At 73.0% G+C, this 12175-nt stretch carries 12 protein-coding genes; 4 read left to right on the top strand and 8 right to left on the bottom strand.

What is annotated here, in order from left to right:
• Positions 1-20 precede the first annotated feature (20 nt).
• Positions 21-1070, bottom strand: a complete 1050-nt coding sequence (moaA, locus tag miv_RS18565; protein WP_425312923.1) for a GTP 3',8-cyclase MoaA — start codon at positions 1068-1070, stop codon at positions 21-23.
• Between the two features lie 127 nt (positions 1071-1197).
• On the opposite strand from moaA, the gene miv_RS18570 reads away from it, so the two are divergent.
• Positions 1198-1584 (top strand): gamma-butyrobetaine hydroxylase family protein, encoded by a 387-nt coding sequence (locus miv_RS18570; RefSeq protein WP_048430819.1) that lies wholly within the window; start codon positions 1198-1200, stop codon positions 1582-1584.
• 5 nt (positions 1585-1589) lie between these two features.
• On the opposite strand, the gene miv_RS18575 is transcribed toward miv_RS18570, so the two are convergent.
• Positions 1590-2816, bottom strand: coding sequence for an MFS transporter (locus tag miv_RS18575; RefSeq protein ID WP_207178166.1), 1227 nt, complete (start codon positions 2814-2816; stop codon positions 1590-1592).
• 11 nt (positions 2817-2827) lie between these two features.
• A complete protein-coding gene (locus miv_RS18580) occupies positions 2828-4147 on the bottom strand; it encodes a tetratricopeptide repeat protein (RefSeq protein WP_207178168.1) in 1320 nt (439 codons plus the stop codon).
• A 108-nt stretch (positions 4148-4255) separates the two neighbouring features.
• Between miv_RS18580 and miv_RS18585 the strand changes: the two genes are divergently transcribed.
• The gene (locus miv_RS18585) at positions 4256-5050 is read left to right on the top strand and encodes an AraC family transcriptional regulator (RefSeq protein WP_207178170.1); all 795 of its coding nucleotides are present in this window, start codon (positions 4256-4258) and stop codon (positions 5048-5050) included.
• A gap of 290 nt (positions 5051-5340) precedes the next feature.
• On the opposite strand, the gene miv_RS18590 is transcribed toward miv_RS18585, so the two are convergent.
• The 3 genes from miv_RS18590 to miv_RS18600 all read right to left on the bottom strand — a co-directional run bounded on the left by miv_RS18590 (position 5341) and on the right by miv_RS18600 (position 7747).
• Entirely contained in the window at positions 5341-5973 is a 633-nt protein-coding gene (locus tag miv_RS18590) for a L,D-transpeptidase (protein WP_048430824.1), read from the bottom strand.
• A gap of 191 nt (positions 5974-6164) precedes the next feature.
• Complete coding sequence (gene eda / locus miv_RS18595) at positions 6165-6809, bottom strand: bifunctional 4-hydroxy-2-oxoglutarate aldolase/2-dehydro-3-deoxy-phosphogluconate aldolase (protein WP_048430825.1); 645 nt, start codon at positions 6807-6809, stop codon at positions 6165-6167.
• Entirely contained in the window at positions 6806-7747 is a 942-nt protein-coding gene (locus miv_RS18600; RefSeq protein ID WP_048430826.1) for a sugar kinase, read from the bottom strand. Before miv_RS18600 ends, eda begins: the two co-directional genes overlap by 4 nt.
• A 516-nt stretch (positions 7748-8263) precedes the next feature.
• Between miv_RS18600 and miv_RS18605 the strand changes: the two genes are divergently transcribed.
• Complete coding sequence (locus miv_RS18605; protein ID WP_048430827.1) at positions 8264-8494, top strand: hypothetical protein; 231 nt, start codon at positions 8264-8266, stop codon at positions 8492-8494.
• 97 nt (positions 8495-8591) lie between these two features.
• Entirely contained in the window at positions 8592-8930 is a 339-nt protein-coding gene (locus miv_RS18610) for a hypothetical protein (RefSeq protein ID WP_048430828.1), read from the top strand.
• 152 nt (positions 8931-9082) lie between these two features.
• On the opposite strand, the gene miv_RS18615 is transcribed toward miv_RS18610, so the two are convergent.
• Together miv_RS18615 and miv_RS18620 are read right to left on the bottom strand one after the other, a co-directional pair.
• Positions 9083-9466: a response regulator gene (locus miv_RS18615; protein ID WP_048430829.1), complete on the bottom strand. Its 384-nt coding sequence runs from the start codon at positions 9464-9466 to the stop codon at positions 9083-9085.
• Positions 9463-12045 carry a PAS domain S-box protein gene (locus miv_RS18620; protein WP_053221121.1) on the bottom strand — a complete coding sequence of 861 codons (2583 nt, stop codon included), beginning with the start codon at positions 12043-12045 and terminating at the stop codon, positions 9463-9465. The genes miv_RS18615 and miv_RS18620 overlap by 4 nt, the downstream gene beginning before the upstream one ends.
• Positions 12046-12175 lie beyond the last annotated feature (130 nt).

A 12175-nucleotide genomic window follows, 5' to 3' on the forward strand; every position in this document is an offset into this window, starting at 1 on the left:
GGGCGTGGGAAACGGGGACGTCAGCCCCCGGTCGTGCTCATGTGGCGCGGCACCGCGGGCTTCGCCGCGCGGGCGATGACGAAGTCGTGGCCCTTCGGCTTGCGGGTGATCGCTTCCCGGATCGCCTCGGCCACCACGGCGTCGTCGGGCGAGGCGCGCAAGGCGGCCCGCAGGTCGGCGGCGTCCTCCTGGCCCAGGCATAGGTAGAGCTGGCCGGTGCAGGTCAGGCGCACCCGGTTGCAGCTCTCGCAGAAATTGTGGGTGAGGGGCGTGATGAAGCCGAGCCGCCCGCCGGTCTCCTCCACCCGCACGTAGCGGGCCGGGCCGCCGGTGCGGTCGGGCAGCGGGGTGAGGGTGAGGCGCTCGGAGAGGCGCTCGCGCACCACCGAGAGCGGCAGGAACTGGTCGACCCGGTCGGGCTCGATGTCGCCGAGCGGCATCACCTCGATCAGCGTCATCTCCATGCCGAGCCCGTGGGCCCAGTCGAGCATCGCCGGGATCTCGTCCTCGTTGACGCCCTTCAGCGCCACGGCGTTGATCTTGACCTTCAGGCCGGCCTCGCGCGCCGCCGCGATGCCGTCGAGCACCGTCGGCAGGTCGCCGCGCCGGGTGATCGCCCGGAACTTGTCCGGGTCGAGGGTGTCGAGCGAGACGTTGATCCGGCGCATGCCGAGATCCGCCAGCTCGGCCGCGTGCTGGCGCAGGCGGGTGCCGTTGGTGGTGAGCGTCATCTCCTCGAGCGCCCCGGAGGCGAGGTGGCGCGAGAGGTTTTTGAACAGCCGCATGATGTCGCGCCGCACCAGCGGCTCGCCGCCGGTGATGCGCAGCTTCCTCACGCCGCGCTCGACGAAGACCGAGCAGACCCGGTCCAGCTCCTCCAGCGTGAGCAGGTCGCGCTTGGGCAGGAACGCCATGTCCTCGGACATGCAGTAGACGCAGCGCAGGTCGCAGCGGTCGGTCACCGAGACGCGCAGGTAGGTGATCGCGCGCTGGAACGGATCGATCAGCGGCGCGGGCCGTGCCGGCACGGACGCCGCCGGCATCGGATCGTCGGTACGGGGGCCCCACATGCGGCTGCAATCCTCGACGGAGACGGCTTTCCTCGGGCGCGGCACTGGCGGCCGGCGTCCCGTCTGCATATGAGCGCTCGCAGGCCGACCGGCAAGCGACGCCGGCGCAGCAGGGAGACGCGCAGCCATGACGGACGCGAACACGGACGCCGACTGGCCGACCGAGATCCGGCTCTCGCGCGACAAGCGTACCCTCCACGTCGCCTATGCCAGCGGTGCGGCCTACGCGCTCCCGGCGGAGTACCTGAGGGTCGAGAGTCCCTCGGCCGAGGTCCAGGGCCACGCCCCCTCCGAGCGGCAATGGATTCCCGGCAAGCGCGAGGTCGAGATCCTGTCGGTGGCGCCCGTGGGCAACTACGCGGTGAAGCTCACCTTCGACGACATGCACGATACCGGGATCTACGCCTTCGACTTCCTGCGCCGCCTCGGCGAGGAGCAGGCGACGCGGTTCGCCCGCTACGAGGAGGAACTGGCGGCCCGCAACTTGAGCCGCGAGCCGGCGCGGCGGCGCTGAGCGCGTCAGCCGGCCGCGGGGGCGGGCCGCGCGGCCGCCGCCGCGACGGCGAGCGCGGCCACCGCCAGGGCGAGCGGCCCGAACGAGACCCACAGCACGACCTCCCAGCCGTAATGGGCCAAGAGCCCGCCGGAGGAGAACGAGCCGACCGCCATCGTGCCGAACACCGCGAAGTCGTTGAGCGACTGGACCCGGGTACGCTCCTCCGGCCGGTGGCATTCGAGCACCATCGCGGAGGCGCCGACGAAGCCGAAGTTCCAGCCGATGCCGAGGAGGACCAGGAAGATCCAGAAATGGGCGAGGTCCAGCCCCGACAGGCCGACGAGGGCCGCGCCCGCGGTGAGCGCGAGCCCCGCCGCCACCACGCGGCGCGCGCCGAAGCGCGCGATCAGCCGCCCGGTGAAGAAGCTCGGGGCGTACATGGCGATGACGTGCCATTGCAGGCCGAGATTGGCGTCGTCCTGCGTCAGGCCGCACAGGTGCATGGCGAGCGGCGCCGCCGTCATCAGGAAATTCATCAGCAGGTAGGACACGACCCCGCACACCACCGCGGTGACGAAGCGGGGCTGGCGGGCGATGACGGCGAGCGGCCGCCCGCCCGAGAGATCGGCGCTCGTCGGACCCGGCAGCCGCACCCCGGCGAGCACCACCGCCGACAGGGCCGCCACCGCGGCCTGGGCCAGGAAGGTCGCGGCGAAGAGGTGCGCGGGCCATAGCGCCATGGTGTGGCTGACGAGCTGCGGCCCGATGATCCCGGCGAAGACCCCGCCGGCCATCACGGCCGAGAGGGCGCGGGGTCGGCGCTCCGGCGCGACGCAATCGGCGGCGGCGAAGCGGAAGGACAGCACCACCGCCGCGTAGGCCCCGCCGAAGAAGGTCGCGAGGCAGAACAGCCAGAACGCGCCGAGCATCACCGCGAGCGAGGCGAGGAGGCCGACGAGCACGCCGCAGCCGGTGCCGGCGAGGAACGCCGCGCGCCGGCCGTGGCGGCGGGCGATGCGGCCGGCCGGCAGGGTGCAGGCGGCCATGCCGACGACGAAGATCGAGACCGGCAGGGTGGCGAGGGCCGGGTCCGGCGCCAGCTGGCTGCCGATGACGGCGCCGGTGGCGTAGACGACGACCGAGTTGGCGCCGGCGAGCGCCTGCGCCACGGCGAGGCGCAGGACGTTGCCGGTGCCGGACGGGGCGGAGCCGACGGCGTCCGTCGGGGCGGGGATGGCGGGGTTCGACATCGTTCGTCTCGTCAGGCGGTGAGCTGGGCCTGCCAGCGCGCGTCGCGCGGCGAGGGGCGGCGGTGGAGGCGCCGGTCGAGGAGCGTGTGCGCCCTCTCGGTCTGCCCGGCGCGCATCAGGGCGACGAGGAGCGTGTCCTCGATCACCTCGCGCTGGGCGCCGCTGCCGCCGAGGCGCACCACCTCGGCGGCGACGGGTTCGAGGATCCGCACGCACGACTCCCATTCCTCGTCCGCGAAGGCGAGGGCGGCGCGGCAGACCGCCGGCACCACCGGCCCCGCCGCCAGGGTGCCGGCCTCGACGAGGGCGACGAGATCCGCGATGCGCGATGCCGCGCCCGCCCGGTCGCCGGTCGCGGCGGCGAGCAACCCCATATGCGCGTCGGCAAAGCCGAAGCCGGCCTCCCCGAAGCGCGGCGCGGCATAGGCCCGGACCTCGTCCCACAGGCCGGCCGGGACGGCGTGGCCGTAGGCCGAGAGGCGCCAGAGCAGCGAGACGGCGTCGGTGACGACGTTGAGGGCGAGCCCCGCCGTCACCCCCGGCCGGACATGCGCGCCGTAGAGGGCGAGGGCGGCTTGCGCATCGCCGCGCTCCAGCGCCGCGAGGGCGGCGTGCCAGGCGATGTGGCCGTGCAGGACGCCCGCGCGGTCGTAGCCCGGCAGCCAGCCGGCGATCAGCGCCTCGGCCTCCTCGCCGGCCCCGTCCTCGAACAGGGCGTGCGACAGGGCGTGGGCGCCGTTGGCGTTCTCCCGCCGCAGCCCGAAACCCCGTTCGGTCAGCGCCCGGCCCCGCGCCACGGCGCCGTTCTCGGTCAGGGCCCAGCCGCGGGAGATTGCGAACCACCAATCGTCCGGGGCGTAAGCTCCGGCATGGCGCTCGCAGAGATCGACCCGGGCCTGGTCGTGGTCGGCCCGTCCCGAGAAGGCCAGGAGCCCGAAGGCGCCGAGCGGCATCGACAGGATCAGGGCATCGCGCGGCCAGGCCTCGGCGTGGGCGAGCGCGTGCTCCAGGGCCTCTCCCGACCGGCCGTCGATCGCCAGCGACAGGACCGCGACGTGGCTGCGCTCGCGCTCGGTCCCGGCCTGCGCCACCCGCTCGGCCGCCACCGCGATGCGGGCCCGCGCCGCCGCCGGCTCGGCGCGCATCGCGTGCAGGCGGGCCCGGGCGGCATGCGCGAGGGCGAAACCGGGATCGGCCGCGATCGCCGCATCGAGCGCCTCGGCGGCGCCCGGCCAGGCGGCGAGCATCAGGTCGATGCCCTCGCGGTACTGCGCGGCGGCAAGGTCGGAGGCGGTCGAGAGCGGCAGGAAGCGGCGGTCGTGATGGGCCATGACGGGGGTCTTGAACGGTGAACCGCCCCTGCATAGCGGAGCACCGCCTGTCCGTATTTCGACGGGGTGCCAGTCCCTGTAGACTGGCGGCCAAAATGGAGCCCGGCCATGCGGTGGGAGACGATCGAGACGCCACCCGGCTCGCGGGCGCCGCAGCCGCTGACGGTGCGGGTCCAGTCGATCCCGGCCCGCCACGCCTTTCCCGAGCACGCCCATGACTGGCACCAGGTCGTCTACGCCGTCTCCGGGGTGCTGACCGTGGCGGTGGACGGCCGCTCCTTCGTAATCTCGCCCGAGCAGGCGGTGTGGCTGCCGACCGGGCACCGGCACCGGGTCGGCTCGCTGCTCGGCGCCGAGTTCCGCAGCCTGTGGATCGCCGATGCGGCCGGGGCGGGGCTTCCCGGGGGAGCGACGGTGTTCGGCGTCTCGCCCCTGCTCCAGGCCCTCATCGTCGAGGCGGCGGCGCTCGACGGGCAACCGGATCACGACGGCTATGCCGGCCGCGTCGCCGGACTGATCCTCGACCAGCTGCGCCGCGCCGCGCCCCTGCCCGGGGCCTTGCCCTGGCCGCGCGGGGGTCCGCTGACCGCGCTCTGCGAGACGCTCTACGCCGAGCCGGCCGATGCCCGGGGACCGGATGAATGGGGGCGGGCCGTCGGCCTGTCGGGCCGGACGCTCGCCCGCCGCTTCGAGGGCGAGCTCGGCATGAGCCTGCGCACCTGGCGCCGGCGCCTGCGGCTGTTCAAGGCGATCGAGCTGATGGGCGGCGGGATGGACGTGACCCGCACCGCGATGACGCTCGGCTACGGCTCGACCTCGGCCTTCGTGTACGCCTTTCGCCGCGAGATGGGCTGCGCGCCCCAGGCCTATATGCGGGGGAGGCCGGTGGGGCTGGGGCGGTGAAGGGGACCAAGCCATTAGGAAGTCTGGCGCTTTCCCCTCCCCCTCTGCGGGGGAGGGTGCCCGGCGGAGCCGGGGCAGCGGGACGAAGTCCCGCCGAGAGGGGCAGCGCGACGCTGTTCCAGGGAGCGACCGTCAGAACGGTTCAGCCCTATCTGGAAGCGGCGTCCCCTCCCCCGCAGAGGGGGGAGGGGGGACACCCGCGCCATGCGATCAAGATATCGGACGCACGAACACGAAAAAGGCCGGCGCAGGGCCGGCCTCTTCACTCGACAGAACGATGCCTGCGCCGATCAGCGCTGCACGATCACCTTCGTGCCGACCTTGGCGCGAGTGTAGAGGTCCATCACGTCGTCGTTGGTCATCCGGATGCAGCCGGAGGAGACGGCGGTGCCGATGGTCTCGGGCTCGTTCGAGCCGTGGATGCGGTAGAGCGAGCCGCCGAGATACATCGCGCGGGCGCCGAGCGGGTTCTCGGGGCCGCCCTTCATGTGGCGCGGCAGGTCGGGCCGGCGGCGGATCATCTGGGCCGGCGGGCGCCAATCGGGCCATTCGCGCTTCATCGAGATGGTCTGGACGCCGTTCCAGGTGAAGCCCGGGCGGCCGACGCCGACGCCGTAGCGCAGGGCCTGACCGTTGCCGAGCACGTAGTAGAGACGGCGCTCGGCGGTCGAGACCACGATGGTGCCGGCGCCGTAGGGGCCGGCATACGCCACCGTCTCGCGCGGGATCGGGCTCAGCTTCGGCACCGCGGCGTCGAGGGGATCGACGGCGGCGGCCGCGGCGGCAGGGGACCGCACCGTCACGGTGAGCGGCTGGTCCAGGGGCTGGCGGGTGAGCGGGTCGATCTCGTAGGCGGCGGCGGGCGCCGCCCAGGCGGTGACGGCGCAGACCAGCCCGGCCAGGGCGGGAACGAAGCGGCGCATGAAAGCCTCTCGGATGGGGAAGCGCGGGACGGGACGGTGCGAACGCGTCCGGCACCGTACGGCGGAACCAATGGCCAAGCCGTAAACGCCCACGATCCAAAGCCAAGCTTAAATCCGGCGAAGCTTCGCAGTTGCGAAGTTGGCGTTGTGCCCGCGCCACACCGGGGCGGCGCGGGCACTTTTCCGGCGTGTTACTGGAGGGCCGCCAGGGTCCGGCGGGCCCGCTCGGTGATGGCGGCGAAGTTGCCGGCGCGGATCTCGGCCTCCGGCGCCAGCCACGAGCCGCCCACCGCCGCGACGTTCGGCAGGGCGAGCCAGGCCTTGGCGTCGGCCTCGCCGATGCCGCCGGTCGGGCAGAAGCGGGCTTGCGGGAACGGGCCGCCGAGCGCCTTGAGCGCCGCCATGCCGCCGGCCGGCACCGCGGGGAAGAACTTCGCCACCGTGAAGCCGGCGGCCAGCACCTGCATCAGGTCGGAGGGGGTGGCGATGCCCGGCATGAACACCATGTCGCTGGCGGCCGCGGCCGCCAGCAGCTCCGGCGTCGCCCCGGGGCTCAGCGCGAAGCGGGCGCCGAGGTCGTGCGCGGCCTGGAGGTCGGCCGGATTCAGCACCGTGCCGAGACCCACCACCGCCTCCGGCACCTCCGCCATGATCGCCCGCGCCGCATCGCGGGCCACCGGCGTGCGCAGGGTGATCTCGAGCGTCGTGATGCCCCCCGCCACCAGGGCGCGGGCGAGCGGCACCGCATGGGCGAGTTCCGGCACGGTGATGACGGGGATCACCGGCGAGGCGGCGAGCAGCGCGTCGAGGCGGCGGGCGCGGGAATCGGCGGTCATGGCTGGTCGTCCTGGTCGGGGGTGAGGGAGAGATCGGGCATCGCCGCCCGGGGGATCACGGCGCCGCGATGCCCGATCACGGTGCCGGCGAGGCGGTGGCCGTGCCGGGCGGCCTCGGCGGGGGAGCGGCCGGCGAGGCGCGCCGCCATGTAGGCGGCCGCGAAGCTGTCGCCCGCCGCGGTGGTGTCGACGACCGAGGCGACGGGCGAGGCCGGGACGCTCACGTCGTCCTGGCCCACGAGCACCCGCACGCCGGGGGGCGAGCCGCCGCCCTTCAGCACGATCTCGCAGCGGCCGCGATGGCGCAGCACCTCCTCCTCGCCCTCGGGCCCGTAGAGCCAGTCGAGATCTTCGCTTGAGGCGAAGATCAGGTCGGCCGCCGCCATCGCGTCGCGGAAGGCGGCTTGCGCCTTCGCCTTGTCGGGCCAGCCGCGGGGCCGGTAATTGGTGTCGAAGGCGACCCGTCCGCCCTTCGCCTGCACGGCCCGGCAGGTCTCGGCGAGCGCCGCCCGGCCGTCCTCGCCGTAGAGCGACAGGCTGATGCCGGAGGCGTAGACGAGGTCGTACTCCGCCAGCGCCGCCCGGGTCTCGGCGGCGCCGGGGCCGGAGAAAAGGTCGCGGGCGGCCGCGCTGTCGCGCCAGTAGTGGAAGCTGCGCTCGCCGGATCCGTCGGTGCGGATGATGTAGAGCCCCGGCATCCGGCCCGGCAGGCGCCGCACCCGGTCGGTGCCGATGCCCTCGGCCGCCCAGGCCGCCCGCATCTCCTCGCTCCACGGATCGTCGCCGAGCGCCGTCACGTAATCGACCGCGACCCCGAGCCGGGCGAGGTAGAGGGCGGTGTTCAGCGTATCGCCGCCGTAGCCGCGCAGCAGGCTGCCGTCGGGCCGCTCCGACAGCTCCATCATGCACTCGCCGATGCAGGCGACCCTCGTTGCCATCGTGTCCGTCCCTTTCCCGCGCGGCCGCCGTCCCGTCCGGGGCCTCCCCCTTTGGTGGGGGCGGTCCCGGTGGCCTCGCACGGCGCGCGGCCCGCGTCCGATCTCCTCCCTAGATCATCTTCGACGGCGCTGGATACCGCTCCGGCGGAAAAGGCGGGGCGCGATCAAGGGCCTGGCGGTGGCGGGCAGGCCCGCGCCGGCAAGCCCCGACCGCATACTTAGCCTTGGCGGCCGGGCCCCGGATTGGTTTACCATACCCTTGCGGCAGGCGAGTCGCTTAACGTCAGGTCTTGAACGATCCGGGGGACGCGTTACAAGACACCTCGTGTCGTCCGCCAAGGCGACCGCGGCCACGAATTCGCAGCGGATCCATCCGTGGTGGAACGAACGCTGCGAGACACGTTTCCCGTTATCGCCGGGGAGCGAAACAAGGGTTCGAGACAACGAGGCTACCGCCGCTCACGCCAGACATCCGGGGCCGCCAGGACCCCACCCGTCTTCCGGAGTTCGCTCGTCATGCCCCTCTACCGATTGCGATCCATCATCCGCGAGCGAGGCCGGATCCGTCCGCTCCACGACATGCCGATCCAGGCGCCGACGGTGCGCCACGCCGCCGCCCGGGTGCTCGGGCAGGCCGACGAGATGTTCGGGGACCGCACCGGCGAGGCCTGGCTCGTCGCCGAGGACGGCGCCCGGGTGTGGAGCCTGAGCCTCGAAGCCGCGGAGGCCGAGGCCGCCCGGGCCTGATCGCCGCGTCTGATCGGATCGCGCCGATCCTGCCTTGCTGAGGCCGCAAGGCTCGCGCATCGGGACCGCCCCCGAAGCCGCGAGCCGAGCCGATCCGATGAGAATCCTCCGTCTCGGCGCCCTGGCCGCCGCCGTGCTGGCCGCGGCGCCGGCCGCCGCCGACTGGCGCTACTGCCTCGCCCGCGGGCCCGGCCGCACCGTCTACCTGTCGGCGCCGTTCTCCACCGTCGCGGCGATACCGTCCCTCGACGCGGCCTTCGCGCAGATGCTCGACCGCACCCACCGCGCCCACGATCCCGTCCAGTGCCCCCGGGCCGAGGACGCCAAGGCCCTGCAGGCGATGCGCCAGACGGCGCTGCGCTACAACCGCCAGGACGGCCAGCGGGTGGTCGAGGTCGACTGGACGCCGGAGCGCGATTCCGCCGCCAAGCCGTAGGGGCGGACGCCGTCAGGGCGGAACCGGATCGGTTCGGCCGTGCGCGGGTCAGCCCCCGACCGCGTCCGATCCGTCGGGGCGTCCGGCTCCCGGGCTCCCCGGCGGCGCGCCCGATTCCGGCGTGCCGCCCGCGCGAGCCGATGGCTCCCCGCTCAGGCGGCGAAGTGGCGGATGGCCTCGACGATCTTGCTTTCGCGAAAAGGCTTGTCGCAGAACACGCCTCGCGCCGGGATCGCGTCGAGGTCCGGCGCCAGCGCACCCGTCAGCACGAGCTCGATCGGCGGCCAGCGATCCCGGATCGTCGCCACGAGTTTCAGCCCCGTCGTCGAGCCGCGCACATCGAGGTCGGCGAACACCACCCGGATGTCCGTGCGCGCCTCCAGAATGCGGATCGCCGCCTGCGCGGTGCGGACCACCACCGCCTCGCAGCCCGCCTCCTCGACGAAATCGCTCATGGTCATCGCGAGGATCGGCTCGTCCTGGAGCACGAGCACCACCGGCCGCGATCCGCCGTCGGTCGTCCGTCCTGCCGTCATGCGCGTTGCACCTCGACCAGCGGCGCCCGCATGATCGCGACGAGCCCCTCCGCATGATAGGTCACGTCGACCCCACCCGTTCCGACGAGGCCCGTGCGGATCAGGCGCGATCCGAAGCCGCGCCGGGTGGGAGCGACCACGGGAGGTCCGCCGTGCTCGCGCCAGCGGAGCACCAGCTCCGGTTCGCCCGATCCGCTCTCGATCCACCAGCGCAGCTCGACGCCCCCCTCGTCTCCCGAGAGGCTGCCGTACTTGGCGGCGTTGGTCGCCAGCTCGTGAAGGAGCAGCGACGCGGAGAGACCCGCCCCGGGGCCGAGCGGCACGTCGGGGCCGTCGAGGGTGAAACGCCGACCGTCGGCCACGGTGCTCAGGACTTCGCGGCACACCGCGCCCAGGTCCGCCGCCGTCCAGTTCCTGCGCAGCAGCAGGTCGTGGGCCGAGGCCAGCGCCCGGATGCGCTTCTCGAACGCCTCGACCGGCTCGCGCTCCGGGATGGCGCGCAGGGTCTGGTGCGCGATGCTCATGACCATCGCCATCGTGTTCTTGAGCCGGTGGGACAGCTCGTGGTTCAGCAGGTCTTGCCGCTCCTCGGCCCGTCGTCTCTCGACCGCCTGGCGGGTCAGTTCCGCGATCTGACGGATGAAGGCGATCTCCTGCTCGTTCCAGGAGCGCGGGCGGTCGTCGTTGACGTACAGCACCGCCACCGTCCGGCCCTTCTCGAAGACGGGCAGGTTGACCAGGGTGCGGACGGAGACGGCCTCCAGCGTCGCGGCGGAGGCGGCGGTGCGCGGGTCGTCCCGCACGTCCGCGATGACGACCGCCCGTCCCTGCCGGAGGTCCTCGGCGTAGAGGCCGTAATCGTCCATGCGGTAGCGACCGGCGAGCGTCGGGAAGTCCGCCGCGGTCCAGTCCTCCTCGACGACGAAGCTCTCGCCGTCGGAACCGACCGTGCCGTAGCCGACCCGGCCGACGCCCAGCACGCGTCCGAGGATCGCCGAGCCCGCCATCGCGATCGCCTCGGTGTCGATGTCGGCGCGCAGCCGCTCTCCCAGCTCCAGCAGGCCGTCGCGCCGGGCATCGGCCTGCACCCGCTCGGTCACCTCCAGGAAGATCACGCCGAAGCGCTCGCTGCCCAGCGCGAAGGCGCGGCCCTCGTACCATCGCGCCAGGGTGCCGACCTGCCGGACGAAGGTCACGGGCTGGCCCGTCTCGACCACGTCGGCGAACTCGCTGACCCAGGCGTCCTCGATGCCGGGGAGCACCTCGCGGACCGTGCGCCCCACGACGCTGTCCGGATCAATCCCGACGAGGCGACCCCAGGCGGAGTTGACGTCGGTGTAGCGCCAATCCGTGATGCGCCCGGTCGCGTCGCGCACGACCTCGCCGACGACGAACCCTTCGCTCAGGCGCTCGAAGAGGCCCCGCCAATGCGCCTCGCCCGCCGCCAGGCGCGCCTCGAGCGACTTCTGCTCGGTGATGTCGCGGGAGACGGACAGGATCCTCTCCGGCCGGCCGTCGGCGCCGAAAATCGGCGTGACCTGGACGTCCCACCACCTGGGATTGCCCAGGAAGGTGTCGGCGGTCCCCTGGAAATGTCCGACACCGCCGCCCTTGGCCCTGGCCAGGGCCGCGACGGCCTCGGCATGCCCCTGACCTTGCCAGAAGCCGGGCCAGGGACAGCCCTTGATGAGGTTGAAGTCGCTCACCTCCATCACCTTCCGGCCGCCCTCGCTCATGAACGTCAGGGAGCCGTCGAGGTCGAGCACCTTGATGCAGTCGGCCGAGGAGGCCAGGACGCCCCGCATGAACTCGGCATCGGCCTCGTGCTTGGCGGCGGCGTCGCGCTGCTCGGTGCGATCGCTCATCGCCTTGACGAAACCGCGATGCGTTCCGTCCACGCCGCGGAGCGAGGTCATGTCGCCGACCGCGTAGAATCGACCTCCGTCCTTGCGCAGGTGCCAGCGGACGTCCTCGGCATGCCCGTCGCGGAGGACGACCGCCATTTCCTCCTCCAGGCGCCCCCGGGCCCGGTCCTCGGCCGTGAAGATCCGCTCGATGGTCTGCCCGCGCATCTCCTCCGCCGACCAGCCCAGGATGCGCTCGGCCCCGACGTTCCAGTCGGTCACGCGGCCCACGGTATCGGTGACGAGGATCGCCATCTCGCTGGCGCTGTTGAAGATGGCGCGCTGACGCTCCTCGCTCTCGGCCAGCCGCAGCCGGGTGCGGTGCGCCTCGGTGACGTCGATCTGGCTGCCGAAGCGGTAGCGCAGCCGCCCCTCGCCGTCGAAGACCGGACCGATGAACAGGGCGTTGACGAAAGGCGTGCCGTCGCGGCGGTGATTGACGATCTCGATGGTGAGATCGCGGTTGTCGCGGAGCGCGGCGCGGATCTCGTCGAGGCGGTCGGGCTGGGTGTCCGGACCCTGGAGAAAGCGGCAGTTGCGCCCGACGACCTCGTCGACGCCGTAGCCCGTGAGGTCGAGGAAGGCGCGGTTCGTGAAGACGATGGGCTCGTCGTCCTGGTTGGGATCCGTGAGGATCATCGGCAGGCTGGTCTGGTCGACGGCGGAGAACAGCACGTCCGCATCCGCCGGAGCGGGACGTGGCCGCTGACGGGACGTTTCCGGGTCGAGGTCCGACTGCCGAGCCAGCTTCGCCCGCAGGCGCGCAATTTCTGCCTCAAGCTCGTCGCGCGAGAGGCGGTGCACA

It is taken from the genome of Methylobacterium indicum (assembly GCF_017347565.1).
Lineage (GTDB): Bacteria > Pseudomonadota > Alphaproteobacteria > Rhizobiales > Beijerinckiaceae > Methylobacterium > Methylobacterium indicum.